The organism is Thiohalocapsa halophila, assembly GCF_016583825.1.
GTDB classification, from domain to species: domain Bacteria; phylum Pseudomonadota; class Gammaproteobacteria; order Chromatiales; family Chromatiaceae; genus Thiohalocapsa; species Thiohalocapsa halophila.
In genome coordinates this window covers 1-25,789 of sequence record NZ_NRRV01000036.1, presented here as the reverse complement: position 1 = coordinate 25,789, position 25,789 = coordinate 1, and the positions used below count along the sequence as shown (strand labels likewise).

Below are 25,789 nucleotides of genomic sequence, written 5' to 3'. Positions count from 1 at the left end.
GCCAGGGATCGCGCCCGCCCGCCGCCGAGCCCTTGTCGTGGCCCCAAGGGCATCGGCCCCCGAGATACCAGCCTGCCTACTTGCCGCCGGCAGCCCAGGTTGACCGAGGACTCTGCGAGTGACACGCTTCGTCCAATCACGGATGGTCGCGTCGAGCAGGCTCAGCGTCTGTTCTGAGCCAGGCAGCAGACTTTCGGAGGCGACGGGCATACTGGCAGCGATTGCCCAGAAGCCGACATTGACGCCTCCAGTCCAGGACGGCAGGATTCGGCCAAAAGGGCGAAGGTAACCGGACCTGTGCTGCGACCGCACGGGATGCCACCACCTGCGATGATCCGGGCGATCCTCATCGGTCCGCGGGTGTCTGGCACTTCTGGATAATCTGCCCTTCAGGAGTGTTATCCGGAAACCGGATAATCAATTGTTGGGCTCCCCGAGGCTAGAGCTATGGCGAGGCATTTTTTAAGTCTGTTGTGGAGGGAGAACTTGCTCGGGCTAGTGTTAGTCTTAGCCACAACAATTAGCTTGCTAATCCAGGCGTTTGCCCAAACCGCTTTTGAAGCTGTTCGGCTCGTGCCGGTTGCCTTCACAGGCGCGTACCTGTGGATACACCTATCAGGCGTATATCGCTTAGCAAAGCAAACATACTACGCAGTGCCTGTTCCCTACTCAATTTGCTTAGCCCAGACGCGCGAGTGGTTTGAGGCAGCCGCTAGGCAGCAGGAACAGAAGTTGCTCTCTCTGGGGCTTGCGTGGAGAGAGATTCAGCGGACGTTCAAGTTGCACCACATAGATTGGCAGTTTTTTGATGAGCGCCGTTTAGGAGTGGACGCAGATTCGTGGATTAAAAAGGTCGAAACAATCTCGAATCATTTCGATCACCTTACGAACAGAGTACCAATACAGCCGGTGTACCATATCTTCTTAGCGCTGCCAGGAACGCTTTCGCTTGCTCTCGGGGCGAAGATTGGTAGAAGAATACCGGTAGTCGTGTATCAACATGCCGGTATGGTCAAGGATCCGTATGTATCTATTTTCAATACAGAGAACATAGATTCTCACGATGGTTACCATCTCCTAAACAAGAGGATCGAAAAATACGAATTGCTAGAAATTACGGAAGTGGAAGAATACCAGGAATCGTCGAAGAGTCTCGTGTTGGTAGTTCTCGACTTCACAGGTCACGAACTGAGAAAGCCGTATCCGCAATGCGGTGCAAAGACAGTGGTACGTCTTAGATTGAAGAGTTCTCATGGTCACATCCCTCTTGAGGCAGACTGGGTGGCTATAGCTCATGAAATATCGTCTTTCTTATATAGTTATCTAGACGAGGACGAGGAGGTACATCTGTTGCCAGGGATGCCGGCGTCTCTCGCTTTTATCGTTGGTACGATTTTGGGCACGGTGCCTGGGGTCTGGTTGTATCATTTCAATTTGCATGATGGCGAATATACAGAACCGTTTTCCCTTCACGCTTTATAATACGAGCCCAACAAGGGCGATGGAGTCCGACGCTTGACCGCTTCCTCCCTTCGCTTCCGCTCCGGTCGGTCGCCGTCAAGCGCGGCTCATCGCCAACGTTGGGCGTAAACAAAAAACCGGGATCAGAGCGTGCCGCAGAAAGTTCGTGACCTCTTACAGGCACTGAAAGACGCAGGCTTCAGGGAGATTCCAGGCGCGGGCAAAGGCTCTCATCGCAAGCTGATACATCCACGGTATCCAGGCGCGGTTACCGTAAGCGGCTCTTTGAGTGATGACGCGAAACGGTATCAAGAAAAACAGATCAAGCAGGCGATTGATTCGGTGCAACAATGAAAGATCTTGACCGATACCATAAATGGGTCGAGTGGAACGAAGAAGATCAGGTTTACATTGGGAAATGTCCTGATCTCATCACGGGCATTCATGGCGAAGATCCAATTTCGCTTTACGGTGAGCTTTGCGCAGTGGTAGAGGACGTTATCAACCACCTCGCTGACGAAGGTCGTCCGTTGCCCACACCACGCGTCCGCCCCATGCGCGAAGTCGCATGATTCGCCCAACCAGCGCGCCGGCCCGACCGCCAACTTGCCAGCCGCGGTTGACGCCGGCGGATGGCCAGTTGGCGGCGGGCTGCGCACGACGTTAGGCGCGAAAGCACGGACTTACCACCATGCCGGTAATCAGCAGGTTCCTCGGAATCATTATTGCAATGTACTGGGATGACCACTCACCACTGCACTTTCATGGTAGAGATTTGGAGCGGGGTCGCGCAAGGCAAGTTCCCGAAACGTGCACGTCGGCACGTGTTGGAATGGCATGATCTGCACCGAAACGAGCTGCTTGAAGATTGGGAGTTCTGTCGTGCACGCAGCGAGCCGAAATCCATGGAGCCGTTGGAGTAGACCAATGTTCCTTCACGTGAGCGGAGCCCGCCACCTCCGAGATTTCCAGGTCGAGTTAACCTTCAACAACGGGCGTCAAGGTGTAGTTGACCTCCGGGGCTCGCTGGACGGCGACGTGTTTGAACCACTCCGTGATGTCGAAGTTTTTTCTCAGTTCCGAGTTGACCCGGAGCTTGAGACCATCGTCTGGCCGAACGGCGCGGATCTTGGGCCCGAGTTCCTATACTTCCAGGCATTCAAGAACGAGCCTGATCTCCAAGAACAGCTTCGATCATGGGGTTACATCGCCTAACGAGCGCAGGAGCCCGAGCGGCTGCTGCCGAGCCGCCGCTGACGCGGGCGGCTCGGCAGCAGGCGCCGGGCGGTGCTGAATGTCAGGAACACGGCTTACACATTCTGTCATCGGAAGTCCTTGCTGCCCTGGCTTCGCGCGGTCGATTGGGAGAACATGCGCGATACGCTCCCGCACCCTCGAGCACTTGGCCATGAGTCACACCTTGTCCGTCGATTACCCTGAGACCTTCCCCGATGCCCTGCATATGTCCCGTGCGGAGTTTGAGCGCGAGGCGCGTCTGGCCATGGCCGCCAAATTGTTCGAGACCGGCAGGCTCAGCTCAGGGCAGGCCGCCGGCCTGATCGGGATGGGGCGGGTGGCCTTTCTCGCCGAGCTTGGCCGCCTGAGGGTAGCCACCACCCAGGTGGGCGCTGAGGAGTTAGAGGGGGACTTCGCTGCCGCCGAGGCCGCCAGTGATCATCCTCAATAGCAGCCCGGTCGGTGGGGCAGCGGGGCGTCGGCGTTAGCGCCGGGCGCGTTGCCGGAAAGTGGCTTGGCAAATGGCCGTGGGGTATTCCGGCACAGACCACGGCTTTCCTGATCAGCGGTCCCTGATCAGCGCCCAGCACATCCTTCAGAAGCCGACACCGAACGAGCCTTAGTCCGGTGTCGCCATGCGCACCCGCAGCGCGCGCGCCTGTTCCGCCAGTGCGGCGACGGTCGCGTCCTGCCATTGGTCGCCTCTCCATCGGGTGTAATCGAACGGCTCCCGATGCAAGGCCACGATAAAACGTTCGGCATCCACCGGGCCGAGTGCGGCAATCAGCGCCCGAACCCCGGCCAGTCTCAGCTCAGACTCGGTTTTCATCGTCATCTCCTTGCCAGTACCGGATGAAGTCGATCGGATCGGCAATGACGATGCGATCATCGCCGTGCATTCTGCGGATCAGCCTTAGATCCGTGGTCAACAGCCAGGTTGCTCCGGCTGTGATGGCGCTCGCGACATGTAGCGCGTCCATCGCCTTGACGCCGCGTTCGGCGATGCCCTCGGCGATGGCTTCGACCGCCGGGGTCGTAGGGACATCGACCCGCGCAAGATCGCGCCAGAGCGTGATCGCCTCTGCCCGCTCCGCGTCGGGATTGCCGGCATTCTCCAAGTCCAGCACCGCCGACCACGCGAGCCTCAGTTGTCCGTCCCGCACGCCGTGCTGCACCGCCAGCTTTGCCTCAGTCTGCAAGCGCACCAGCGTTTGAGACTGCTGATCGAAGGGCCGGTTGAAGCAGCAGATGTCCAGATAAACCAGCAAGCCAACATGTCCCCGATGGTCGAATCGACAAATCGCCAGCATACTACAAGGGGGCGTGGGCCGAGCCGGGCATGCTCTGGGGACAGTATCTTTACCTCATGGCCACGGCGGGTGTCCGCTGCCCGCTCAACTGGGGACCCCGGCCCGCGAGGCACCGGTGTCGGCTCTGGGTCGGGAGCTGCCGCTAGACGGGTGGCGGGTGACGTCAGCAACGGCTCAGGAAGTGCTCCTGCAGCGCTCGGCAGCCGATCGGCAGGGGTCGCCCAACACCCGGCGCCCGGCCAATTCGCCTCAGCGCCAGCCCAGGTACACAGGGCAAACACTCGGGTCTCGTCACGAGGCCAGACCAGGCCGGCTTGGCATCGGGGAGCCTAGATCTCATCACAGAGCGGTCGTCAGGCTGAGGGAAGCAATGCCATAAAATCTAATCTCGCCTCTGGGCATGAGCATGGCATGCTGTCCGCGAGCACATCAGCCTCAGCCGCGCGCCAAACAGCACTTCTTGTACTTCTTGCCGCTGCCGCAGGGACAGGGGTCGTTGCGCCCCACCTTCTTCGGCGGCGCGAGCGCGGATGCCTCGAGCGGTGGGCGATTGTTCCGGCCCAGCCGGCGGGAAAGGCTGTTGTAGAGACTGGCCAGGTCTCTGGAAACTCCGGCCGGCTGCTGGATATCGGTGACGAAGAAGCGCCAGCCCTCCTTGGCCGCAAGCGCCTTATCGAGCAGATCGAAGGCCCGCGCATCCTCGCCGTCCAGACCGAGGGCGCTGGCCTCCAGGAGCACACCTTCGACCGCATTCGGCTCGCGCTGCAACGCCTCGGCTCGGAAGCGGGCGGCGAAGCGCGGACGCCCGAGAAGCTGCTGGTAGCAATGCGCCAGGCGCAGCCACTCCCCGACTCGGCTAGCGTCCTTCTCGATGGCGGCCTCGCAGGCGCTCAGCAATTGGCCGACGGGTAATTTGTGCCCGTCACGCATCCCTAGGACCCGTACCAAGGCCTGGCTCTTTTCAGGCTTTCCGGCCGCGCTCATGGTGGAGAGTCGGAACAGCTCGCCGAGGATCGCGAGCTTGGCGTCCGGCGTTTCCGCCAAATCCGTATAGCGGCCGCAAGAGGCACAGGCGATCTCCTCGGCAATCACCAAGCGGCTGCTCGGGTCGGTCTCGTCGACGGCGATGCGCCGCAGGTCGTAGAGGTTGACGTCTCCGCAGTCGGGACACTTCAGCTTCAGCGTCAGCGTCAGCGTCAGCGTGTCCGAGCTCAGGTCTCCGCGCATGAAGGCAGAGATCCTGGCAGCTTGCGCCTGGCGATGCGCGCGCGCCCGCTCGCCTGCGGCCTCGAGCTCGGGATGCTCAGAGCCGAGCAGGCGGCCGAGCACGTAGAAGGGACGGTCGATCCAGTCTTGCCGCCGTTTCAGCATGGGCTCCATGTGTGCCAGCAGCCGCGGGTCAGGGGCCGACACGACGAGCTCCGGCCATTCCCCGGCGGTATCGTCCATGAGATCGGCCCCATGCTCCAGCACCAGCCTGACGGCGGCCTCACCACCCATCGCTGAGATGGCGCCCGTGGCATAGATGCGCTGGGCAGCATCCAGCGTGTACCAACGCTCGATCAGTGCCAGGCCGGCCGGCTCACCGATGCGCGTGAGCGCCCACTGGGCCTCGGTTTGCAGCAGATCACCGTGGTCTTCGGCCAGGCTGCCAATCAGGTCCGGGATGAAGTCTACCCAGCCGAGATGACCCATGACGCGGGCCAGGGTGACGCCGCCATAGGTAGGCGCTTCGCGCACGAGCGCGGCCGTGAGCTCGGCGGAGACCTGGGAGGGATCGAAATCCTGGAGCCTTGCCAGCAAGGCGTCGAAGTGGCGCGGCGGCGACAGGTCCGCCGCCAGCAGCTCGATCACGGCCTGGAGCGGCAGGGTCTCGACATCGATATCCTCCCGGGCGTGGGCCGCGGCGATGGCACCGATGCAGAAATGCGCCACCGGCGCCGACAGCAGCTCGCGCGGGCGATCCCGCAGCGTCTCGGTTACAGCGAGGAGCGCGGACCGCGCATCATCATCCTGGACCGAGCGCTCAGCGAGCTCCATGGGGGCCAGCGGATCGACGGGCCCCTGGCACCAGAGGTCGAGCTGCTCGAGTGGCGCGTCGTCGCGGAACAGGCGCGCGAGCGACCTGAAGGTCTGATCGGTTCTGTGCTCGTCGATATCCGAGGCGAGCTCCCGGTAGGAGTGATCACCGAAGAGCGCGGCGTCGATCGCCTTGAGGTCCTCGTCGAGCGATGGGGAATCAAGATCGCCGCCGAAGCATGACCGCAGCAGCGGCAGGAGTGGCTCAGCGTCGATTGGCAGGCCGCTTTCGAACAGAGTCCTCCTTAAGAGGTCGCGCGGCCAGTCCTCGCCCTCGCGGTCGGCCGCTTCTCGCGCAAGGTCTTGAATCAGGGAACGGGCTCGATCTTGCGGCAGCAAGTGCAGTGACCGGACGATGCCGAGCCGAGAGTCGATGTCCCAGGCTAAGTCACCGAGGTCTTGGGTGAAGCAGGCCCAGGCGACCTCTGGGGCAATGCGGGCAAGGACGACGGCAGACTGTTGGGCCAGTTGCCCGCCCCATTTCGGCCAATGTCCGGCGATGCATTCCTCGAGCCCGGCGAAGCACTCGGCCGGCAGGTTGGAGAAGAGGCGGGCGATCATGCCCTCGTCCTCGCTCTCCAGCCAGTGACGCAGCGTGTCGGTGTCGATCCAGCTCTCCGGCGCGGGAACGTTTTTGCTGAGGGCGCCTCCCTGGGTTTCATGCAAGCGATTGAGCGCCCAATCCATCAGGACGGGATCCGTAAGCTTGTCTTTGGCTTGGTGGAAATGGAAGGGCATGCGCGGTCCATTGTGGAGCTGGGATTACACCTCAACTTGCCATGATCTCAGGCGCAGTCGGCACCTGTCGACGCCTGCGAGTTAGGGGGTCACGTCTTGTAAGCCAGCACCGGCCGACGACGCTCCGCGCATCATCAGACCCCGTCGCCTCGGGCTCGTCGGTGAGCTCTACCATGTCACCTCTCGCGGTGATTGGCGCGAGGCCGTCTATCATGAAGATGCGGACCGCACCGCTTGGCTGGACCTCTTCGGCGAGGTGAGTGAGCGGTTCGACTGGCGCTGCCATGCCTACTGCCAGATGACGAGCCATTACCACTGGTCCGCGAGACGCCTGGGGCCGACCTGTCCAAGGGCGTCAATCGCGGGGTGACACGCGTATGCACGCTCTGACGTATGCAGGCCCTGCACTCAACCCTGCGCTGCGCCATCGCCGCGCCCCCGCGTTGCGGACGATTTTGACTGCCCTCCTACTATTGCTGGGCGTCCCCATGAGCAATCACGCGCAAGAGACGGGCTTCGCCGAGATCGACAGGCTGCGCGCTTCGCGCGAGCAGATCCTTCAGATTTTTCGCAGCACGGGCGAGCTCCCGGGCGATCGGGCCGCAAGGCTGGAACAGGAGGCACTTGCCACGATCGCGCAGTCCAGCGGTGCGGTGCGGGCGCTCGCCCTGCTCGAGCGGGGTACGGCGCTGCGGCTCACGCAGCGCTTCGATGCCGCCGTGGAGCAGTTCCAGCAGGCGGCACAGATCGCTGGGGAGCAGGAGCGTGCAGACATCGCCTTCGATGCCTGGATCGGCATCGCCCGCGCGCGCGCCTACGGACAGCCCGACCACGGCGAAGCGCTGGCCGCACTCCAGCGCGCCATCGCTGTGGCGGGCGACACACCTACTCGGGAGCAGCAGTACGAGATCGCCGATTATTCGGCGCAGCTCGCTTCCGCCCGCGGCGAGCTGAAGGGCGCCCTCATCGACGCGCTCGATGCGCTGCGCCTGGCGGGCGCGCCGGACCAGCGCTTCTACGCCCAGCTCGGCGTCGGCGATGTGCTGCAGCGACTGGCCCAGGGCTGTGACTACCGCAAGCTTCAGGACGCCCGCAGCCTGGAAGAGAACAACCCCTGGGGCGCCTGCGGCCGCGCCGTTGACGCCGCCGCAGGCTACTACGAGCACGCTCGGCAGACCGCCCGGGCCCTGGGCTGGGATCATCTCGCGCGGGAGGCGGCGGGCTTCGCCTCGCGCGTGCGGCTGCGCGGACAAATGATCGAGGCCAAGGCACGCCTAGATGCCCTGATCGACCCGGCAGTCTTCGACGCCCGGGCGGCGGACGACGTGCTGGTGAGCGACCAATTCGAGGCCGGCGCCTCGACTCTGAAGGACCAGCAGTTGGTGGCGATGCTGATCGATGCCGTCACGGACGCCGACGACGAAGACGACCCCAGGACCCAGTTCCTGCTCGGTGCGCGCGAGGACATGCGCGGCGATCAGGCCGCCGCGCTCCGACGTTACGAGCGCGCGGCGGCGCTGCTGGCGCGCGAGCGTGCGTCTTTCTTCGACCCGCGCGGTCGCGGGACCGTGGTCGAGAACCGGCCCGAGCTGGTGCGGGACCTGGGCCTGCGGCTCCTGTCCCTCGGCCGCCACGCCGCGGCCTTCGACACCTTCGAGTCTATGCGGGCGAGCGGGCTCAGCAGCCTGCGTGCGGCGCTGCGGGCCTCAACACCGGACGCCGCGGACCGTGTGCGATTCGCTGCGCTCGTGGGCGCGGAAGCCAGCGTCAGCGCCCGCCGGCGGCGGGCGGTGGATCAGGCCGTCGCCGGCACCGAGCCGGACGAGATGGCGCCGCTGCTGGCGGAGATCCGCGCCGGCGAGGCAGAGGTCCGCGCGCTGCTCGCCGACGAGGCCACCCGGGCCCTGATCACCCGCCTGGATGCCCATGCCTTTCGCGCCGCAGCCCTCGATGACCTCACCCGCGCCGCCAAGTCGGCGGACACCGCCGTTGCGCTGTATTGGGTCACGCCCGCGAACGTCGTGGTCTGGCTCATCAGCCCGACCGGCTCGGAGGTGAAGACGGTGTTCCTGCCGGAGCCCGTCCTGACCGCCAAGGTGCAAGCGCTGGTGTCATCCGTGCAGGCGGCGAGCCGTGACTTCGCGCGCACTGCGGCGGAAACGCTCTACACCTATTTGCTGGCGCCGTTCGCCGCGCACCTGAAGGAGGGCAGGCTGCTGGTGGTCCCGCAGGGTGTGCTCGTGAACCTGCCGTTCGAGGTGCTGGTGGACCCCGCCAGCGGCAAGCACCTCATCGAGACGGTCGAGGTCTCCTATGCCCCCAGCGCCACGCTGGCCGCCGAGATCCTGCGCGGCCTGGACGGGGCGCCCGCGGCGCTGGCGGCGGTCTATGACCCACGGATCGAGGCGCTGACGCAGGAGATCGCGGGCCTCGGCCGCCTGCCCGGCATCGACGTGGACAAGCTCGCCTCCGCCGGCGCCACCGGGCAGCAGATCATCGACTTCCTCGGCTCGGCGCCCGGGGTGCATATGCTCCTGCACGGCGTCTTTGCCGAGGGCGGCGACCCGCTCCAGTCTTACCTCCGGATCAAGAATCTGCTGCTCAAGGGCGAAGCCGACCGTCTTACTGCGGCGGAGCTGCTGGCGGCGGACTGGCAGGCCACCAAGCTCGCCGTGCTAAGCTCCTGCGAAGGCGGTCGGGTCAGAGCCCGGGTCTCCAACGAGATCCATGGCCTGTCCTGGGCACCGCTGGTGGGCGGTGCGCACAATGTGCTGGTGAGCCGCTGGCGGGTGAATGCCGTGAGCAACGGCGCCTGGATGCAACGGTTCTACCAGGCGTTGGCGGCGGGCGAGCGCCCGGCGACGGCCGCTGCCAGGGCGATGCGGGCTGCCCTGAAGGGCCAACCCCATCCCTACCACTGGGCCGCGCCACAGCTCTTCGGCTGGTGAGCCGGAATTGGGCATGCCGTGGTGAACATCCCAGATATCGCGAAGCAGCTGGCGACGGTCCTCGGCACGGCCTCCGTGCTCGGCTACATCACCGGCTATCTCGCCATGCGCGCCCGGGCCTTCGCGCTGGGGAGCGATCCGGTGTTCGCGCTGGTGGACGCGGCCTATGTCTTCGCCGGCTTCCGCTTTCTGTTCGTCACGCTGTTGCTGCTGCTGGCGGCAATGCCTGTGGTGTTTCTGCTGCGCTGGGGCTTGCTCTCGGCCAAGACGTTCTGGTCGCCGCCGCAGCAGATCGTCGACTGGGTCGGCGTCGGCCTGCTGACTGTCGCGGTGCTTTGGATCATCGTGCAGAGTCTGGCCGCCACCGGCGTACTCCTGATTCCGCCCGAGAACTACAGCGGCTGGGACAAGGCGGTGCTGGGCCTTGCGCCTGCGCGGCGCCTGGGACTGAGTGTGCTCACGCTGACCCTCTTCTGCGCCACGCTGCTTTGGCTCCACGGTCGGTGGGGCGCGACGCTGGAGCCTCTGGACTGGCTCCTCGGGCTGCTGCTGGCGGCGCTCGCCTTCCTGCTGCCCATTCAGCACGGCGCCTTCTTTGCGGACCGCAACGTGCGCCTGCTGGACGGTGTGCCGAGTGCAGCGGCGGCGCTGGTACCGCCGGTGGCGGTGGTGGACGGCACCCCGGACAGCGCCATCCTGCTCGGCCGCGACGCCAACGGCGCCCGACTGCTGACGACGGTGCAGCGGGAGGCCCTGAACGGGGTGGGCGTGCGCCGCATCATGCCGCTCGCCGAATTCAATGCAGCCCTGCTCCCGGGGCCGGCGGTGGCGCTGATGGCGGCAACGCAGGCGGAAGATCCCATGACAGACGGCACGACCACAGACAGCGGGCAGGGCGCCGAGACGGCGAGCCGGGGCTGGCTCGAGCGGCTGCTGGCGCAGCTGCAGTTGACGCTCGAGAAGATTAGCTCCCTCGGTGACAGCGGTATCGAGGCGGGTCAGCTTTGGGTTGTCGAGCTGCGGGATCACGGCAGCACCGGCACGCCGCGCCGGCTCGGCGCTGCCGACGACCTTGCCTGGCCCGTGGCCGGCCGCCAGCGTATCTTCGCGATCCAAGGGCAGAGAGCAGTGGAGATGACCACGGGCGAGCCGCAGCCGCTCGGACCCGCGGGCATCCATTGGCACAAGCTCGTCGGCGTCGCGCCGGACGGTACCCTGCTGGGCATCAGGGTGGATGCCGAGGGGGTGCCCCAGCTCGCCACGCTGCTGCCCGATGGCACCCTCAAGAGCCGGCCAGCGGACACACGGGACCAAGTGCTGCTCGCGACCCTGCTGCAGGAAAGCCGCAGCTACACCGGCGGGCGGACATTGCAGGTGGATCGGCCCGTATCCGGCCAGGGCTTCGATGTCTTTCTTACCGTTGCCGGCGAGACGCACAACGTCAGCGAGTGCCGGGGCGATGCCTGCGGACAACCGTCGCTGTCGGCGGATGGTAAGCGCGTGGTGTTCATCCGTGAGCCGAGGCACTGACGACCCCCAATGCCCAAGACTTGGCTTGATCAGAGTGCCGGAACCGAGCGCCCTTCCGGAGGGCGGGACTTGTCATCCTGCGCGCTAACCGAGGGCGTCTCCAAGCCCCGGATTGGCAGTCGCCCCCCGCCTCCACGCGCGCAGGGGCCCGGCTATTGGGCTCAGGTCGGCGCGCAGACCGTGCTCGGGCTCGCGCGCGAAGCGCCCCTGCGATAGAAATCCCCCAATCACGCGGATTGCGCAGACGGGCCCAACCAGGCACGCTGAGCCGCCGGCCGCACCCGGGCTCACCAAGAGTCCCCGGCACCGCGCTCCGCGGCCGGCGGGGCTGACTGCCCAACGACAACCAAAGCGGGTTTGGAGGAGATCACAATGTCCGACATTCGAGAAGTGGTAGTTTTGAGCGGCGTTCGCACGGCCATCGGCGACTACGGCGGCGCGCTCAAGGATATGCCGACGGTCGACCTGGCGGCGTCGGTGGTGCGGGAGTCGGTGGCGCGCTCCGGAGTGGAGCCTGCGGAGATCGGGCACGTCGCCATCGGCAATGTCATCCACGGCGAGGTCCGTGACATGTACATCAGCCGCTATGCGGCGCTGAACGGCGGCCTGCCCATCGAGACACCGGCCTTCACCGTGAACCGCCTGTGCGGCAGCGGTCTCCAGTCCATCGTACTGGCCAGCCAGGCCATCATGGTGGGCGACTGCGACTCGGCAGTGGCCGGCGGCGCCGAGAACATGAGCCGCTCCGCCTACTGGCTGCCGGGCGCCCGCTGGGGCCAGCGCATGGGCGACGGCAAGCTCATCGACCCCATGACCGGCGCCCTGTCCGACCCCTTCGATGCCTGCCACATGGGCGTCACCGCCGAGAACATCGCCGAGCAATGGGGCATCACGCGGGAGGAGCAGGACGCCCTGGCGGTGGAAAGCCATAAGCGCGCCGCCGCCGCCATCGCCGATGGGCGCTTCAAGGACCAGATCCTGCCCGTGGAGCTGAAGACCCGCAAAGGCGTGACCGTGTTCGACACCGACGAGCACGTGCGCGCCGACGCCACGGTGGAGGGCATGGCCAAGCTGCGCACGGTGTTCAAGAAGGACGGCACGGTCACCGCCGGCAATGCCTCCGGCATCAACGACGCCGCCGCCGCGGTGGTGCTGATGGAGCGCAAGGCCGCCGAGGCCAAGGGCCTGAAGCCGGCCATGCGGCTGGTGGCCTATGCCCACTCCGGCGTGGACCCGAAGGTCATGGGCATCGGCCCGACGCCGGCGATCCGCAAGGTGCTGGACCGGGCCGGGCTCGGCATCGCGGACATGGACCTGATCGAGCTGAACGAGGCCTTCGCGGCCCAGGCGCTGGGGGTGATGAAGGACCTGGACCTGCCCATGAACCGCACCAACCCCAACGGCAGCGGTATCTCGCTCGGGCATCCCATCGGCGCCACCGGTGCCATCCTCACCGTCAAGGCGCTGCACGAGCTCACGCGCTCCGGTGGTCGTTACGGGCTCGTGTCCATGTGCATCGGCGGCGGCCAGGGCATCGCGGCCATCTTCGAGCGGCTCTGAGCGCAGCGGCAGCGCCGGGCGCGGACTGATACGGTATCTCCCGCGGGCCTGCCCGGCTGTCCGGGCAGGTCTCTGGCGTTGATCACGGCGACCGTTCAGTCTGAACCCCGCCTTGAGAGGCCCCCGTGTCAGGCTCCTGTGAGAGGTGAGCTGTCCCGCCCGCCATCTGCGGCCGTTGTCCGCGGCCATCGCCTTGTGTAGTGTCCAGCCTGCCGGTGGCCCGACCTGGAAGGCCACCCTCCGCCGCGCATCCGGCCCCGCAAACCGCGGCCGGCGAGCGCCCGTGCCCGGCTTTGCGTCGGCCGGGCTGTTCGATCACGTGACAACGCACACCAACCCAGAACCCCCGCGATGATCTTCCAACTCTGCTACCTCAGCACCGCCACCCGCGACATGCAGCGCGAGGACCTGGTGGACCTGCTCAGTGTCTCCCGCCGCAAGAACGAGGAGCTCGGCATTACCGGTCTGTTGCTCTACAGCGGCGATCAGTTCATCCAGCTGCTCGAAGGCGAGGAGTCCGCAGTGCGCGCGCTGTACGACCTGATCGCCAAGGACGAGCGCCACCGCGACGTGACCCTGGTCTACGAGGAGCATGCCGAAGCGCGCGAGTGTCCGGACTGGACCATGGGCTTTCAGGCGCTGCCAGACAGCGAATGGCTGGAGTTCCCGAACCCCGACGGCTCCGCGCAGGGGCTGCGGCCGATGGTGGAGGCCATGGGCCGGGCGAAGGCCATCCTGCGCAATGTGCGCGAGCGCGGGCTGGATCCGGCGCGGGAGCTGTAGCCTACTAGCGGCGCCCTGACCTGCCGATAGCTGCGCCTGGCGGGGAGGGCTCGCGGGGACGGCCGGCTGGAGATGGCTGGCGGCGATGGCGGACGCCGGCGGGCGGGCCCAAGCTCAGGCGGCCAGGGTGCTGCCGCGGCGACCCGCCGCCGCGCCTTGCCGAGTCACCCGACGGCTTGTCGGACTGCCGGCGATGGGCTGCGGGCGACGGGCCGCTGCTCGCTGGCGCCGTGGGCCGTGCTCAGGGCAGGATCTCCGCCACCCCCACGACGCACGCGGGCGCCGCGAGCGGGCTGATCTGCTGCCCCGGGTCGAGGGTGTCGATACGCCGATAGGCATCGTCCTGCGGCGCCCGGTGAATCTCCAGCACCCCGTCCCGGAGATTCAGGATCCAGTAGTCGGCGATGCCGTTGCGGGCGTAGACGCGGGCCTTGCGCTCGCGGTCGTAGGTAAGGCTGCTGTCGGCGATCTCGATGACAAGCAGCGCGCTGGTGGGATGGGCTTGGGCGTAGTCCCGCGGCGACCCCGGGACGACGGCGATATCCGGCTCGGGCTCCGATATGTCGTCGATGGCCAGCGGTTTTTGTGTGCGCACATAGGCGTTCGCGAAGGTGCAGGCCCGCAGCACGGCTTCAGTCAGATCCGCCGCACTGGCGTGAGCGCTTTTCTGCGGGCTCATGTCCACGATGTCTCCATCGAGCAGCTCCAGGCGCGCCTGCGCGCCGAAGCCGCCGACCTCGACGATGCGCTCGTACTCGGCCCGGGTCCAGCGGTGGGCGTGCGGGCTGACGGTCTCTCGGACGGCGTCGGTCATGGGGTACGATCTAAGCGCGTGGCGATGGGCGCTCGAGAAGGTTGCGGGTATGTTGGCACGACCTGCGGTGCAGGATCTCTGCGCCAACAGCTTAGCGCATGCGCCGGGACCATGGCGATTCACTGGGGCGTGGTGCAGTCGGTCGGTGCCGTCATGATCTGCCTGCCGCGTTATCTTATGCCCATTGCACCATCAATGAGCCCCCAGGGACCAAGATGCCGCATTGCCCCAATCGCCGTCAGCCCAGCCCCCGGCCCATGCGCAGCCTAGCGCGCGCCGCCATGGCCGTGCTGGTGGCGGGCTGCTGTCTGACCCCGGCGCAGGCCGACTCGGACGCCGACCGCGCCCGCCGGCTGGTGCAGGAGGGCGCCATCCTGCCGCTGGAAGAGATCCTGCCGTTGGTGCGCGCGGCCAAACCGGGCACACTCATCGAGCTGGAGCTGCACTATGAGCGCGAGCACGACGCGCACGTCTACGAAATCGAGGTGCTGGACGCGGACGGTCGGCTCTGGGAGGTGGAATTCAATGCGACCACCGGCAAGCTCGTCGAGGTGGAGCCGGACGACGACTGAGCCGCCGCGGCCATGCCCGACACCGCCGCCAGCGCGCCGCAACGCCAAGCGTCCTCCGCGCTCACACCTTCCGCTCACCACGACCGCCGTCATGCGCCTACTGCTCATCGAAGACGATACCGAGCTGGCCCGCAGCCTGCGCCGCGACCTGGCCGGCGCCGGCTATGCTGTGGACTGGGCTAAGGACGGCGTGGACGGCGCCTTCCTCGGTACCGAGCAGCCCTATGACGTCATCGTGCTGGACCTGGGGCTGCCGGGTAAGCTCGGGCTCGATGTGCTCGCTGAGTGGCGTGCCGCGGACATGCGCACGCCCGTGCTCATCCTCACCGCCCGCGATGCCTGGCACGAGCGGGTAGACGGCCTGCGCGCGGGCGCCGACGACTACCTGGGCAAGCCCTTCCACGTGCAGGAGCTGATCGCGCGGCTGCAAGCGCTCACCCGCCGCAGCGGCGGTCAGGCGAGCACGCGGCTGTGCGTCGCCGGGCTCACGCTGGACGAGGACCGCCAGTGCGTGCTGCGGGCGGACGGCAGTGAGTGCAGCCTGACCGGCACCGAGTTCCGGCTGCTGCGTGCCTTCATGCGCAACCCGGACAAGGTACTGTCCAAAGATTGGCTCACCGATCACGTCTACGATCAGCACGCCGAGCCCGGCGGCAACACCATCGAGGTTTATGTGCGCCGGCTCCGGGCCAAGCTCGGTCAGCACCATCTGCGCACTCAGCGCGGGCAGGGCTATGTCTTTCCGTCCCGTCTCTGATGCGCGGGCGGGCGAGGGCGCCGAGCCTCAGACGCTGCGCCGGTGGCTCGCCGCCGTCCCCCGCCGGCTTGGCTTCACCCCCGGCGATTCGCTGGAGAACCGCCTGAGCCTGGGCCTCGGCCTGAGCCTGGCGCTGCTGATCGGTGCCGCCTGGTGGCTCGGCCATGCGGCCCTGCACCGCACCACCGACGCCTATGTGCTCTCCCGGCTGGAGCACGACACCCAGGCGCTGCTCGGGCGCCTAGAGCACATCGGTGACGTGGAGCGCGCCGCCCACCACCTGCTGCCCGTCTACCGCCAGCCCTTCTCCGGGCATTACTTCAAAGTGCTGACCCACGGGAACGCCGTGCGCTCGCGCTCGCTGTGGGACCAAGACCTGGACGTGGCGCCGGTATCGGTGGGCGAGGTGCGCACCTGGCACACGGACGGCCCCGCTGAGCAGCCGCTGCTGGTGCGCGCCGCGGGCTACCGGGTGGCGCAGGGGCCGGTCACCATCGCCGTCGCCGAGGACCTGAGCGCATTGCTCGGCACGCTGCGGGGCTACGAGCGGCTGTTCGCGGTGCTCGCCGTCGTCGGCCTACTGGCGATGCTGGTGCTGCAGCGGGTGATCCTGCGCCGCTCCTTCCGCCGGCTTGCACCCGTGTACGATGACATCGACGCCCTGGAGCGCGGCGCCACCAGCCGCCTCACCGAGCAGGTGCCGGCGGAGATCCTGCCCCTGGTGAGCAAGTTGAACGGCCTGCTCGCCGTCTACGAGCAGCGACTCACGCGCTCGCGCAACGCCGCCGGCAATCTGGCGCACGCACTGAAGGGGCCGCTCAGCCTGATGCGCCAGCAGCTGCGGGCGCCGACGGACGCCGCAGCCGAGCCGGAGCCCGCCGACAGCCCGCGGCGCGTCTGTGCCGCAGAGGTGGAGCACATCACGGCCCTGGTGGAGCGCGAGCTCAAGCGCGCGCGCATTGCCGGCCGGGCCCGGGCCGGCTCTGTCTTCGACCCGGAGCGGGAGCTGCCGGACCTGAAGCGCCTGCTGCTCGCTATGTACCGGGACAAGGCGCTCGACATCGACTGCCGCAACCGGCTCGCGGGCCCCGTTGCCCTGGACCGGGAGGACCTGCTGGAGATCCTCGGCACCCTGCTGGACAACGCCTGCAAGTGGGCCGACAGCCAAGTGCGCTGCACCCTGGCGCCCGCGGATGCCGGCACGGGGCTGCGGATGGTGGTGGAGGACGACGGCCCCGGCTGTGACGATGCCGAGCTCGCCCGTATCGCCCGCCGCGGCGAGCGCCTGGACGAGCAAGTCGACGGCCACGGCCTGGGCCTCGCCATCGCCCGCGAGATCGCCGAGTCCTACGGCGGCAGCCTCCGGCTCGGGCGCTCCTCGGACTTGGGCGGCTTCCGCGCCCGTGTGGAGCTGCCGTCACCGGCGCCGGCGAACGGCTAAGGCGAGCTCTGCGTGCGGGCGAGACGGGCGCGGCTGCTTCGGTTGCCACCTCGCTCGCCCTCCAGGCGCCGGTACACCTGTGCTTGGCCCAGGCGCGTCACCGGTCACCGGTCGCCGTCGGCCTCGGCCGACTGCCGGCCGTAGACGTACATGCCCACCAGGACCGCCATGTAGAACACCAGGTAGAACTGGCCGATGACACCTTCGAGGACGGATAGGGACTGTGCGAGATTCGACAACGGAATGATATCGCCGTAGCCGATGGTGAGCAGGGACACGAAGCTGTAGAAGTAGAGCAGGTCATAGAGCTGCAGGACGTCTGGCTCCGACCCGTGCACACCGAAATCGAAGGAGCCGGGCGAGAGCAGCTCGACGTTGATATAGGCGACGGAGAAGGCGGACCCGATCAGCAGATAGACGCAGAGCCCGCCCAGGACGCCGGCGAGTGTGATGCGGTCCTGTCTCAGGATGAAGGTGACCAGACTGATGATGACGGTGACCAGGAAGGCGCCGGCGACGAAGTTCAGGGCGATGAAAAGCTCCTGCTCGTGCGGATGGAACACCAGCACGCCGTAACAGACCAGCGTCAGGCCGAAGAAGACTGCGGTCGCCCAGAACAGGTTGCTGTGCCTGATGGCATAGGCGACATAGAAAACGATGACCACATAGGCAAGGTCGCTGATCGCCCCCAAGGCTTCATTGGCCTCGAACACCGGCAGGATGGCCAGCTGCGCCATCATGTAGCCGAAGAGCAGAATGAAATAGCGGCCGCTGCGCTTCGTCGCCGCGTGCGTGTTGGCCATCGGCTCGATCCCTCCTGTGTCTGCCCATCTGTCTGCCCATCGCCGATGGTAGCAGCAGCCGTGTTCAGCTCGGTTTCAGAATCCTCGTGCAGTCTGTGCGCCAGCTCGTCGGCTCGCGGCAACCGCCGCCGCCGGCGGAGCGTCAACCCCTTGCCTAGGAGCACAGACATGCGCAACACAGCCCGCATCACCGCCGCCATCGCTCTCGCCGCCGCCGGCGGTCTGCACGCCGCCGAGACCGACCCGGCCGCACCCGCCGCCGAGGCACTGACCATGCAGCAGGCCGTGGACAAGGCCCTGGCCCAGCGCCCGGGCGAGGTCATCGGCACCGACCGCGAGCGCAAGGACGGCCGCGAGGCCTGGGAGGTGGAGATCCGCGACGCCGACGGCCAGACCTGGGAGCTCTACTTCGCCATCGACGACGGCACCCTGCTCTACGAGGACCGGGACTGAGCACGAGCCAGCCCCGCCCACCGCGCCGCACTGGGAGCGCCGGCTTCCAGCCGGCCCGGCTCGATGCCGGGCGCACGGCTTCTCCGGCAGGCGGTATCGGGCCATGGCCATAGGCACGACCCCGACTACACCCCTCCCGGCATCGAGGCTTGGAACCCCTCCACCATGCATATGCATCACACCCCCCTGCACCGCGCACGGTCGCCGACACCGGCGTCGGTAAGCCGTGCGCCGGCGGGACGCGGGCCGATGGTAACCAGACTGTTGCTGCTGATCCCGCTGATGCTGCCGGCTTGGCAGGGCCCGGCGGCCGCGACCTTGGGTGATGCGGTGGACGCCGCGCTGGCGCGCGCCGAGCAGGGGCAGCGCGCGGACGCCCAGCAGGCCATTGGCGAGGCCCTGCGCCGAAAGGCCCGCGGCCTCCTCGCCGATAGCCCGGCGCTGCGGGTGAAGTTGCTTTCGGACCGATTCACCGGCGATGACGGCGCCTACGAGGTAGAAGCCATGGTGGACATGCCGCTGCTGCTGCCGAGGCAGCGCAGCGCCCGCTTCGCGCTGGCGGATGCTGCGGGCGCCGTGGCGCAAGCCCTGCGCGCCCGGCTGCGCTGGGAGATGGCCGGCGTGGTGCGAGAGCTGGTCTGGGACGCGGCGCTCGCCGAGGGGCGGCTGCGCCAGGCGGAGGCGGCGCTCGCCGCCGCCGAGACTCTGGAGACGACGGTGGCCAAGCGCGAGGCCGCCGGCGAGCTGGCACGCCTGGACTTGCTGCTGACGCAGCAGGACACGCTCGCGCGACAGAGCGAGCTAGCCGCCGCCCGCGCCGACCATGGCGAGGCCATGGCGGTCTACCGAGCGATCACCGGCTTCGAGATCTTGCCGGAGCCCCTGACGGAAGCGCCGGCAGCGGTCCCGACGGAGCCGCCAAGGCGCAGTACGGGGCGCGACGCCGCCACTGCTGGCAGCGCACAGCCCGCCGCGGCCGTCCCCGAGACCCACCCTTTGCTCACCAGCCTGGCGCACGGCGTCGCCCGCGCCCGCGCCGAGCGCGGACGGGTGCGCGCGGACCGTGGCGGCAGCCCGACCCTGAGCCTGGGTATCAAGCACGCCCGGGCGGATCGCTTCGCGCCGCAGGACGACGCCCTGCAGCTGGAGGTGAGCCTGCCCTTTGGTGTGGGCAGCGCCAGCGCGCCCGCTATGGCCGAGGCGGAGCAAGGCGTTACCGACCAGCTCGCCGAGCTGCAGCAGGCGCGCCGCGAGGTGGTCCGCAACATCGCCGCCGCTCGGGCTGCCGTCATCGGCGCCGAGCAGCAGCTCGCCGCCGCCCGCGAGCGCGTGGACGTCACCGAGCGCGCCCTCGACCTCGCCCGGCGCGCCTTCGACCTGGGCGAGGGCGACCTGACGGCCCTGCTGCGCGCACAGGAGCGCGCCCGCGAGGCCCGCCTGGACCTGGCCCTGCGCCAGCTCGCCCAGGGCCGGGCCACTGCCCGACTGAACCAAGCCCTAGGAGCGCTTCCCGAATGATCGCCCCGCCGCGATACGGCCGTCCCGGCCGCCACCTCCGCCGACGCTGGTGCGCCATCACGGCCGTTTGGCTCTGGCTCTCGATGCTCGCCGCACTGCCGCTTGCGGCCGCCGAGCCGGTCGGCGAACTGGTCCCGCTCAGCGCCGACGAGCAGGCCGCCCTCGGCATCGAGCTGGCGGCGCCGGAGCCCGCCGGTGCGGCAATGAGCCGCCGCTACCCCGGTAAGGTGGCCGTGCCCAACCGCCAGCTGCGGGTGGTGGCGGCACCCCAGGCGGGCGTCATCGAGGCCCTGCTGGTGGCGGAGGGCGAGCGCGTCGAGGCCGGTCAGGTGCTGGCGCGGCTCGCGAGCCCCGAGCTGGTGGCGGTGCAGGGCGACTACCTGGAGGCGCTGACCCGGCTCGGCCTCGCCGGCAGCGAGCTGGCCCGGGAGCAGATGCTGCATGCCGAGGGCATCACCGCCGAGCGCCGCATCATCGAGGCGCAGGCCAAACGCCGGGAGCTGGCCACCCTGGTGGACCAGCACCGCCAGCGCCTGGCACTCGCCGGGCTGGAGCCGGCGGCCATCGAGGCGCTGGCAGAGAGCCGGCGCCTGTCCAGTACCCTGCCGGTGCGCACGCCCATCGGCGGCGTGGTGCTGGAGCAGCTGGCGGACACGGGGGAGTCCGTGGCCGCCTCCGCACCGCTCTACCGCATCGGCGAGCTGTCGCCGCTGTGGGTGGAGGTGCATGTGCCGGTGGGCGCGCTGGCGGGCGTCGCGGTGGGCGGCCGGGTGCGGCTGCCGGCGGTGGGTCCGGAGCCGGGCGTGGACGGGCGCATCATCACCGTCGGCCGCATGGTGCACGGCGAGGATCAGGGCGTGCTGGTGCGCGCCGAGGTCACGGCGGGCACCGAGGACCTGCGCCCGGGCCAGTTCACAGAGGTGCAGCTGCTCACCGTTGCCGTGGGCGAGGCCGACGGCCCCGGGCGCTGGCGCCTGCCCCGCGCCGCCGTGGTGCGGGACGCGGGCGACGCCTATGTGTTCGCCGCGGCCGATAACGGGTTCCGGGCGGTGCCGGTGACGCTGCTCGCCGAAGAAGACCGGACGCTGGTGGTGCAGGGCGAGCTGTCCGCGACGGACCAAGTGGCCGTGAGCGGCGTGGTGGCGCTGAAGGCGGCCTGGCTCAGCGGTGCCGGCGCCAGTGCGGACGGCCGGGGCGGGGACGACGGCTGATGCTTGCCCGGCTGATCCAATTCGCCCTCACCCAGCGGCTGCTGATGCTGCTCGCCGTGCTGCTGCTCGCAGGCGCCGGCTGGCGCGCCTTCCAGCAGACACCCATCGACGCCTTTCCGGACGTCTCCACCACCCAGGTGAAGGTCATCGTCAAGGCGCCGGGCATGACGCCGGAGGAGGTGGAGTCCCGTATCACGGCGCTCATCGAGGTGGAGATGCTCGGCATCCCGCGGCAGACCATGCTGCGCTCCATCGCCAAGTATGCGCTGACGGACATCACCGTGGATTTCGCCGAGGGCACGGACATCTACTGGGCGCGCCAGCAGGTGTCCGAGCGCCTCGCCGCCGTCTGGCCGGACCTGCCGGAGGGCGTCACCGGCGGCATCGCGCCCATGACCACGCCGTTGGGCGAGATGCTCATGTTCAGCATCGAGGGCGGCGACCTGACCCTGGCGGAGAAGCGCGACCTGCTGGATTGGACCATCCGCCCGGCGCTGCGCTCGGTGCCGGGTGTGGCGGACGTGAACGCCCTGGGCGGCTTCGTGACCACCTTCGAGGTGGTACCGGACCATGCGCGCATGGCCGCCTTCGGGGTGTCCCTGGCCGACCTGCGCGACGCCGTCGAGCGCAACAACCGCAATGACGGCGCCGGGCGCCTCGACGAGGGCGAGGAGGCGCTGCTGGTGCGAAGCGAAGGCGCCATTGTCACCCTGGACGACCTGGCCAACATCGTCGTCGGCGGCAGCGCGGCGCAGCCCGTGCGCGTCGCCGACATCGCGGAGGTCCGCCGCGCTGCGCTGACCCGCTACGGCGCCGTCACTCGAGATGGCGAAGGCGAGACCGTGGAGGGCCTGGTGCTCGGCCTGCGCGGCGCCAATGCCCGCGAGGTCGTGGACGGCGTCAAGGCCAAGCTCTCGGAGCTCGAAGCCGGACTGCCGGAGGGTGTGGAGATCCAGATCTTCTACGACCGCGGCGACCTGGTGGACCAGGCGGTGCACACGGTGAGCAAGGCCCTCATCGAGGCGACCCTGCTGGTGCTGGTGCTGCTGGTGCTGTTTCTCGGTGACCTGCGCGCGGCGCTGACCGTGGCGCTGATCCTGCCGCTGGCGGCGCTCGGCACGTTCATTCTGATGCGCCAGTTCGGGCTGTCGGCGAACCTGATGTCGCTCGGCGGTCTGGCCATCGCCATCGGCATGCTGGTGGACGCGGCCGTGGTGGTGGTGGAGAACATCGTGAGCCAGCTCTCGCGACACGGCGGCGGCGGGGACGAGACCGGCGGCGGGGGGCTCGGAGAGGGCCACGAGGGGCGCCGCCGTCTGCCGCGGCTGCACCTGATCTTCCGCGCGACGCGGGAGGTCTCGGTGCCCGTGACCTCCGGCATCCTGATCATCATCATCGTCTTCCTGCCGCTGATGACGCTGCAGGGGCTGGAGGGCAAGCTGTTCGTGCCGGTGGCGCTCACCATCGTCTTTGCGCTGGCGAGCTCGCTGCTGCTGTCGCTGACGGTCATACCGACGCTCGCGTCGTTCCTGCTCGGCAAGGGCGGGCACGGCGACCCCTGGGTGGTGCGCCAGCTGCTCAGGCTCTACACGCCGGTGCTGAACTGGTCCCTGCGCAACCAGTGGCTGGTGATCGTCGTCGCCGTGGCGCTCCTGGTGGGCACGGGTGCCCTCTACACCCGCATCGGCAAGGCCTTCATGCCCACCATGGACGAGGGCGACCTGGTGGTGCAGCTGGAGAAGCTGCCGTCCATCAACCTGGACGAGTCCGTCGCCATCGACCAGCGCGTGCAGCGGGCCATCATGGACGCGGTGCCGGAGGTGCGCGCCATCATCGCCCGCACCGGCTCCGACGAGCTGGGGCTCGACCCCATGGGCCTGAACCAGACCGACAGCTTCCTGGTGCTGGCGCCGCGGGATGACTGGCGGTTCGAGACCAAGGATGAACTGATCGACGCCATTCGCGCGGTGCTGGAGCGCTTCCCGGGGCTCGACTATGCCTTCACCCAGCCCATCGAGATGCGCGTCTCGGAGATGCTCACCGGCGTGCGCGGCGATCTGGCGGTCAAGGTCTTCGGCGGCGATCAGGACCAGCTGAACCGCATCACCGAGGAGATCGTCGGCGTGCTGGCGGACATCGACGGTGCCCAAGACGTCTACACGCCGCGCAACGAGGGCGCGCAGTATCTGAGCCTGGTGGTGGACCGCATGGCGGCGGGCCGGCTCGGCATCGACGCCGATGCGCTGGCGGCGCTGCTGCGCGCCCAGGTGGAGGGGCTCGATGTCGGCACCGTCTACCGCGAGGGTAAGCGCCGGCCCCTGGTGCTGCGCGGCGACCAGGCCCTGCGCACCTCGCCCGCGCGCTTCAAGGGGCTTCAGGTGGCCACGCCGGACGGGCGCTCGGTGCCCTTGAGCAATCTGGTGACCATGGAACGGGTCGAGGGGCCGGTGGCCCTGTCGCGGGAGCTGGGCAACCGGCTCGCCGTGGCCATCGCCAACGTCGATGGGCGCGATCTCGTCGGCTTCGTCGAGGAGGCGAAGGCCGCCGTGGCCGAGCAGGTGGACCTGCCCACGGGCTATTGGCTGGAGTGGGGCGGCGAGTTCGAGAACCAGCAGCGGGCCGCTGCGCGCCTGGCGCTGGTGGTGCCGGTGGCGCTGGGGCTGATCTTCCTGGTGCTCTTCTCCACCTTCGGCTCGGTGCGCCAGGCGCTGCTGGTGCTCTCCAACATCCCCTTCGCGCTCATCGGGGGCGTGGTCGGGCTCTACATCACCGGCGAGTACCTGTCGGTGCCGGCGTCCGTCGGCTTCATCGCGCTGCTCGGCATCGCGGTGCTGAACGGCGTGGTGATGGTGACCTGGTTCAAGCAGCTCCAGGCGCTCGGCCGGCCCATCGGCGAGGTCGTCGTGGAGGGCGCGCAGCGCCGCCTGCGGCCGGTGCTGATGACCGCGAGCATCGCCGCCTTCGGCCTGGTGCCGCTGCTCTTCGCCACCGGCCCGGGCTCCGAGATCCAGCGCCCGCTCGCCATCGTCGTCATCGGCGGGCTGGTGTCCTCCACGGCGCTGACGCTGATCTTGCTGCCCATCCTGTATCGCCGCTTCGGCTGAGGAGACCCCATGGCAGACGTGCTGCTGCATCTGATCGTGCCCGTGGCCCTGGAGGACGCGCTGGCGGAATGGCTGCTGGAGCGCCACGACGTGCCCGGCTTCTCCAGCCTGCCCGTGGCGGGCCACGGCTCCTCCGAGCACTCCATGACCCTCGCCGAGCAGGTGGCCGGGCGCAGCCGCCGGGTGCTGTTCCTGTTGCAGCTGCCGCAGCCGGTGGCGGACGAGGTGCTGGCGGGCCTGGGGCGCGCCTTCGCCGGCACCGGCCTGCATTGGTGGCTGGTGCCGGTGCTGGCCGCGGGGCGATTGGATTGAGGGCGGGGAGTGCGCCGCGCGGTTGGACTGCCCGACGGCTGCGCTTTGCACAATCTCTCGGCAAGGTCCGCCCGACCGTGCTCAGGTTGTTTCCAGAGCGCTCATTATCCGAGCTTGTGGGTGATCTCAATCCGGCTGCCCGCCGGCGCAGACACCGGCAACCGGATGTAGAAATGGGCAGAGCGGGCCTGGCGGTTGCGCTTCATGGGGTCCGTGCTATCGGTGGCCAGGGTAGCCCCGTCCGGCCCGATGACGCGCGCCTCCACATGGCCTGGGATGATCCCGCGGAGCGGCAGCTGGTTGGCGACATCGCCGCTGATGCTCATGGTGTCCGCATCCCGCTGCACCCGCACCCGCGTGATCTCGAAATGGCTCGCAGCAGAGGTCTGTACCGGGAGCTCGGCGCCGCCGGCGGTGGTGGGCTGGCCGGCGCAGGCGGTGCCGCCGAGGCTCATGGCGCCGGCGAGCACGGCGGCGATAGCGGTCATCTGTCGATTGGATTTCATGGGCTTGCGCTCCTGTCGTATGGGCATTGGGTGTCTGCCTGCGGCAGGTTGCAGGCAGCCTTACCCAGAGCTTAGTGAGGCAAGCTGAAACCAGGCTGAATGCGGCGGAGCCCGGGCAAGAGAGGCCGTTTTGCCCGACAAATGGGGCGAGAGCAGGGTAGGCTGATCAGCCCACCGGCAATGTCGTGCGCTCCACCACCCGCCGCAGCACGAAGCTGGAGTGCACGCCGCTCACGCCCTCGATGCGGGTGAGCTTGTTCAGCAGCAGGTCCTGGTAGGCGTCCATATCGCGGACGATCACCTTGAGCTGGTAGTCCGCGTCGCGCCCGGTGATCAGGAAGCACTCCAGCACCTCCGGCATGGCCGCCACCTGGGCGTCGAAGTTGGCGAAGCGCTCCGGCGTGTGCCGGTCCATGGCGATGCTGAGGAAGGCGATGAGGTTGAGCCCCAGCGCCTTGGCGCTCAGCAGCGCTCGGTAGCCCTCGATGATCCCGGCCTCCTCCAGCGCCCGCACCCGCCGCAGGCAGGGCGACGGCGACAGCCCGATCCGGTCGGCGAGCTCCTGATTACTGATGCGCCCGTCCTGCTGGAGGATGTCGAGGATGCGTTTGTCGTAGTTGTCGAGCATGCTTTCGAGGGGCTGGGGGCTGGGG

25 protein-coding genes are annotated in these 25,789 nt (G+C 68.0%); 18 read left to right on the top strand and 7 right to left on the bottom strand.

What is annotated here, in order from left to right; genetic code table 11:
• Positions 1 to 447 precede the first annotated feature (447 nt).
• The 6 genes from CKO31_RS14965 (at position 448) to CKO31_RS14940 (ending at position 3,148) form a co-directional block, all read left to right on the top strand.
• The gene (locus CKO31_RS14965; RefSeq protein WP_200239020.1) at positions 448 to 1,482 is read left to right on the top strand and encodes an SAVED domain-containing protein; all 1,035 of its coding nucleotides are present in this window, start codon (positions 448 to 450) and stop codon (positions 1,480 to 1,482) included.
• Positions 1,483 to 1,611: 129 nt separating this feature from the next.
• Complete coding sequence (locus tag CKO31_RS14960) at positions 1,612 to 1,815, top strand: type II toxin-antitoxin system HicA family toxin (RefSeq protein ID WP_200239017.1); 204 nt, start codon at positions 1,612 to 1,614, stop codon at positions 1,813 to 1,815.
• Positions 1,812 to 2,033: a pilus assembly protein HicB gene (locus CKO31_RS14955; protein ID WP_200239014.1), complete on the top strand. Its 222-nt coding sequence runs from the start codon at positions 1,812 to 1,814 to the stop codon at positions 2,031 to 2,033. Before CKO31_RS14960 ends, CKO31_RS14955 begins: the two co-directional genes overlap by 4 nt.
• Before the next feature lie 168 nt (positions 2,034 to 2,201).
• The gene (locus CKO31_RS27680; protein WP_369075131.1) at positions 2,202 to 2,384 is read left to right on the top strand and encodes a DUF4160 domain-containing protein; all 183 of its coding nucleotides are present in this window, start codon (positions 2,202 to 2,204) and stop codon (positions 2,382 to 2,384) included.
• 4 nt (positions 2,385 to 2,388) lie between these two features.
• A complete protein-coding gene (locus tag CKO31_RS14945) occupies positions 2,389 to 2,676 on the top strand; it encodes a DUF2442 domain-containing protein (RefSeq protein ID WP_200239011.1) in 288 nt (95 codons plus the stop codon).
• A gap of 193 nt (positions 2,677 to 2,869) precedes the next feature.
• Positions 2,870 to 3,148 (top strand): UPF0175 family protein, encoded by a 279-nt coding sequence (locus CKO31_RS14940; protein WP_200239008.1) that lies wholly within the window; start codon positions 2,870 to 2,872, stop codon positions 3,146 to 3,148.
• A 168-nt stretch (positions 3,149 to 3,316) separates the two neighbouring features.
• On the opposite strand, the gene CKO31_RS14935 is transcribed toward CKO31_RS14940, so the two are convergent.
• The 3 genes from CKO31_RS14935 to CKO31_RS26870 all read right to left on the bottom strand — a co-directional run bounded on the left by CKO31_RS14935 (position 3,317) and on the right by CKO31_RS26870 (position 6,824).
• Positions 3,317 to 3,526: a hypothetical protein gene (locus tag CKO31_RS14935; protein WP_242475395.1), complete on the bottom strand. Its 210-nt coding sequence runs from the start codon at positions 3,524 to 3,526 to the stop codon at positions 3,317 to 3,319.
• Positions 3,510 to 3,965: a PIN domain-containing protein gene (locus CKO31_RS14930; protein WP_200239002.1), complete on the bottom strand. Its 456-nt coding sequence runs from the start codon at positions 3,963 to 3,965 to the stop codon at positions 3,510 to 3,512. The genes CKO31_RS14935 and CKO31_RS14930 overlap by 17 nt, the downstream gene beginning before the upstream one ends.
• 477 nt (positions 3,966 to 4,442) lie before the next feature.
• On the bottom strand, positions 4,443 to 6,824 hold the full coding sequence (locus CKO31_RS26870; RefSeq protein ID WP_242475394.1) for an SEC-C metal-binding domain-containing protein: 2,382 nt from the start codon (positions 6,822 to 6,824) through the stop codon (positions 4,443 to 4,445).
• A gap of 488 nt (positions 6,825 to 7,312) precedes the next feature.
• On the opposite strand from CKO31_RS26870, the gene CKO31_RS14920 reads away from it, so the two are divergent.
• The 4 genes from CKO31_RS14920 (at position 7,313) to CKO31_RS14905 (ending at position 13,645) form a co-directional block, all read left to right on the top strand.
• Entirely contained in the window at positions 7,313 to 9,772 is a 2,460-nt protein-coding gene (locus tag CKO31_RS14920; protein WP_200238999.1) for a CHAT domain-containing protein, read from the top strand.
• 18 nt (positions 9,773 to 9,790) lie between these two features.
• A complete protein-coding gene (locus CKO31_RS14915) occupies positions 9,791 to 11,302 on the top strand; it encodes a cytochrome b/b6 domain-containing protein (protein ID WP_200238996.1) in 1,512 nt (503 codons plus the stop codon).
• Between the two features lie 372 nt (positions 11,303 to 11,674).
• Positions 11,675 to 12,862: an acetyl-CoA C-acyltransferase family protein gene (locus CKO31_RS14910; RefSeq protein WP_200238993.1), complete on the top strand. Its 1,188-nt coding sequence runs from the start codon at positions 11,675 to 11,677 to the stop codon at positions 12,860 to 12,862.
• A 351-nt stretch (positions 12,863 to 13,213) separates the two neighbouring features.
• The gene (locus CKO31_RS14905) at positions 13,214 to 13,645 is read left to right on the top strand and encodes a BLUF domain-containing protein (RefSeq protein ID WP_200238990.1); all 432 of its coding nucleotides are present in this window, start codon (positions 13,214 to 13,216) and stop codon (positions 13,643 to 13,645) included.
• A 241-nt stretch (positions 13,646 to 13,886) separates the two neighbouring features.
• Here CKO31_RS14905 and CKO31_RS14900 read toward each other — a convergent pair whose 3' ends face one another.
• Entirely contained in the window at positions 13,887 to 14,459 is a 573-nt protein-coding gene (locus CKO31_RS14900) for a Uma2 family endonuclease (RefSeq protein WP_200238987.1), read from the bottom strand.
• A 257-nt stretch (positions 14,460 to 14,716) separates the two neighbouring features.
• Here CKO31_RS14900 and CKO31_RS14895 point away from each other — a divergent pair, with 257 nt between their 5' ends.
• The 3 genes from CKO31_RS14895 to CKO31_RS14885 all read left to right on the top strand — a co-directional run bounded on the left by CKO31_RS14895 (position 14,717) and on the right by CKO31_RS14885 (position 17,229).
• Complete coding sequence (locus tag CKO31_RS14895; RefSeq protein ID WP_200238984.1) at positions 14,717 to 15,031, top strand: PepSY domain-containing protein; 315 nt, start codon at positions 14,717 to 14,719, stop codon at positions 15,029 to 15,031.
• A gap of 91 nt (positions 15,032 to 15,122) precedes the next feature.
• Positions 15,123 to 15,788 (top strand): response regulator transcription factor, encoded by a 666-nt coding sequence (locus CKO31_RS14890; protein WP_200238982.1) that lies wholly within the window; start codon positions 15,123 to 15,125, stop codon positions 15,786 to 15,788.
• On the top strand, positions 15,766 to 17,229 hold the full coding sequence (locus tag CKO31_RS14885; RefSeq protein ID WP_200238979.1) for a sensor histidine kinase: 1,464 nt from the start codon (positions 15,766 to 15,768) through the stop codon (positions 17,227 to 17,229). Before CKO31_RS14890 ends, CKO31_RS14885 begins: the two co-directional genes overlap by 23 nt.
• A 104-nt stretch (positions 17,230 to 17,333) precedes the next feature.
• Here the strand turns inward: CKO31_RS14885 and CKO31_RS14880 are convergent, their stop codons facing one another.
• Entirely contained in the window at positions 17,334 to 18,032 is a 699-nt protein-coding gene (locus CKO31_RS14880) for a potassium channel family protein (RefSeq protein WP_200238976.1), read from the bottom strand.
• A gap of 168 nt (positions 18,033 to 18,200) precedes the next feature.
• On the opposite strand from CKO31_RS14880, the gene CKO31_RS14875 reads away from it, so the two are divergent.
• The 5 genes from CKO31_RS14875 (at position 18,201) to CKO31_RS14855 (ending at position 24,630) form a co-directional block, all read left to right on the top strand.
• Positions 18,201 to 18,485: a PepSY domain-containing protein gene (locus CKO31_RS14875; RefSeq protein WP_200238973.1), complete on the top strand. Its 285-nt coding sequence runs from the start codon at positions 18,201 to 18,203 to the stop codon at positions 18,483 to 18,485.
• A 249-nt stretch (positions 18,486 to 18,734) separates the two neighbouring features.
• A complete protein-coding gene (locus CKO31_RS14870) occupies positions 18,735 to 20,003 on the top strand; it encodes a TolC family protein (RefSeq protein ID WP_200238971.1) in 1,269 nt (422 codons plus the stop codon).
• A complete protein-coding gene (locus tag CKO31_RS14865; protein ID WP_200238969.1) occupies positions 20,000 to 21,214 on the top strand; it encodes an efflux RND transporter periplasmic adaptor subunit in 1,215 nt (404 codons plus the stop codon). Before CKO31_RS14870 ends, CKO31_RS14865 begins: the two co-directional genes overlap by 4 nt.
• Entirely contained in the window at positions 21,214 to 24,318 is a 3,105-nt protein-coding gene (locus CKO31_RS14860) for an efflux RND transporter permease subunit (protein ID WP_200238967.1), read from the top strand. Before CKO31_RS14865 ends, CKO31_RS14860 begins: the two co-directional genes overlap by 1 nt.
• A gap of 9 nt (positions 24,319 to 24,327) precedes the next feature.
• Entirely contained in the window at positions 24,328 to 24,630 is a 303-nt protein-coding gene (locus CKO31_RS14855; protein WP_200238965.1) for a DUF3240 family protein, read from the top strand.
• A 104-nt stretch (positions 24,631 to 24,734) separates the two neighbouring features.
• On the opposite strand, the gene CKO31_RS14850 is transcribed toward CKO31_RS14855, so the two are convergent.
• Positions 24,735 to 25,136: a hypothetical protein gene (locus CKO31_RS14850; RefSeq protein WP_200238963.1), complete on the bottom strand. Its 402-nt coding sequence runs from the start codon at positions 25,134 to 25,136 to the stop codon at positions 24,735 to 24,737.
• Between the two features lie 166 nt (positions 25,137 to 25,302).
• Positions 25,303 to 25,764, bottom strand: coding sequence for an Lrp/AsnC family transcriptional regulator (locus CKO31_RS14845; RefSeq protein ID WP_200238961.1), 462 nt, complete (start codon positions 25,762 to 25,764; stop codon positions 25,303 to 25,305).
• Positions 25,765 to 25,789 lie beyond the last annotated feature (25 nt).

Excerpts from the sequence above, each read along its gene's own strand:
- CKO31_RS14965 (WP_200239020.1), top strand. The coding sequence starts at position 448 with ATGGCGAGGCATTTTTTAAGTCTGTTGTGGAGGGAGAACTTGCTCGGG.
- CKO31_RS14955 (WP_200239014.1), top strand. The coding sequence starts at position 1,812 with ATGAAAGATCTTGACCGATACCATAAATGGGTCGAGTGGAACGAAGAA.
- CKO31_RS27680 (WP_369075131.1), top strand. The coding sequence starts at position 2,202 with ATGACCACTCACCACTGCACTTTCATGGTAGAGATTTGGAGCGGGGTC.
- CKO31_RS14945 (WP_200239011.1), top strand. The coding sequence starts at position 2,389 with ATGTTCCTTCACGTGAGCGGAGCCCGCCACCTCCGAGATTTCCAGGTC.
- CKO31_RS14940 (WP_200239008.1), top strand. The coding sequence starts at position 2,870 with ATGAGTCACACCTTGTCCGTCGATTACCCTGAGACCTTCCCCGATGCC.
- CKO31_RS14935 (WP_242475395.1), bottom strand. The coding sequence starts at position 3,526 with ATGAAAACCGAGTCTGAGCTGAGACTGGCCGGGGTTCGGGCGCTGATT.
- CKO31_RS26870 (WP_242475394.1), bottom strand. The coding sequence starts at position 6,824 with ATGCCCTTCCATTTCCACCAAGCCAAAGACAAGCTTACGGATCCCGTC.
- CKO31_RS14920 (WP_200238999.1), top strand. The coding sequence starts at position 7,313 with ATGAGCAATCACGCGCAAGAGACGGGCTTCGCCGAGATCGACAGGCTG.
- CKO31_RS14910 (WP_200238993.1), top strand. The coding sequence starts at position 11,675 with ATGTCCGACATTCGAGAAGTGGTAGTTTTGAGCGGCGTTCGCACGGCC.
- CKO31_RS14905 (WP_200238990.1), top strand. The coding sequence starts at position 13,214 with ATGATCTTCCAACTCTGCTACCTCAGCACCGCCACCCGCGACATGCAG.
- CKO31_RS14900 (WP_200238987.1), bottom strand. The coding sequence starts at position 14,459 with ATGACCGACGCCGTCCGAGAGACCGTCAGCCCGCACGCCCACCGCTGG.
- CKO31_RS14895 (WP_200238984.1), top strand. The coding sequence starts at position 14,717 with ATGCGCAGCCTAGCGCGCGCCGCCATGGCCGTGCTGGTGGCGGGCTGC.
- CKO31_RS14890 (WP_200238982.1), top strand. The coding sequence starts at position 15,123 with ATGCGCCTACTGCTCATCGAAGACGATACCGAGCTGGCCCGCAGCCTG.
- CKO31_RS14885 (WP_200238979.1), top strand. The coding sequence starts at position 15,766 with ATGTCTTTCCGTCCCGTCTCTGATGCGCGGGCGGGCGAGGGCGCCGAG.
- CKO31_RS14880 (WP_200238976.1), bottom strand. The coding sequence starts at position 18,032 with ATGGCCAACACGCACGCGGCGACGAAGCGCAGCGGCCGCTATTTCATT.
- CKO31_RS14875 (WP_200238973.1), top strand. The coding sequence starts at position 18,201 with ATGCGCAACACAGCCCGCATCACCGCCGCCATCGCTCTCGCCGCCGCC.
- CKO31_RS14870 (WP_200238971.1), top strand. The coding sequence starts at position 18,735 with ATGGTAACCAGACTGTTGCTGCTGATCCCGCTGATGCTGCCGGCTTGG.
- CKO31_RS14865 (WP_200238969.1), top strand. The coding sequence starts at position 20,000 with ATGATCGCCCCGCCGCGATACGGCCGTCCCGGCCGCCACCTCCGCCGA.
- CKO31_RS14860 (WP_200238967.1), top strand. The coding sequence starts at position 21,214 with ATGCTTGCCCGGCTGATCCAATTCGCCCTCACCCAGCGGCTGCTGATG.
- CKO31_RS14855 (WP_200238965.1), top strand. The coding sequence starts at position 24,328 with ATGGCAGACGTGCTGCTGCATCTGATCGTGCCCGTGGCCCTGGAGGAC.
- CKO31_RS14850 (WP_200238963.1), bottom strand. The coding sequence starts at position 25,136 with ATGAAATCCAATCGACAGATGACCGCTATCGCCGCCGTGCTCGCCGGC.
- CKO31_RS14845 (WP_200238961.1), bottom strand. The coding sequence starts at position 25,764 with ATGCTCGACAACTACGACAAACGCATCCTCGACATCCTCCAGCAGGAC.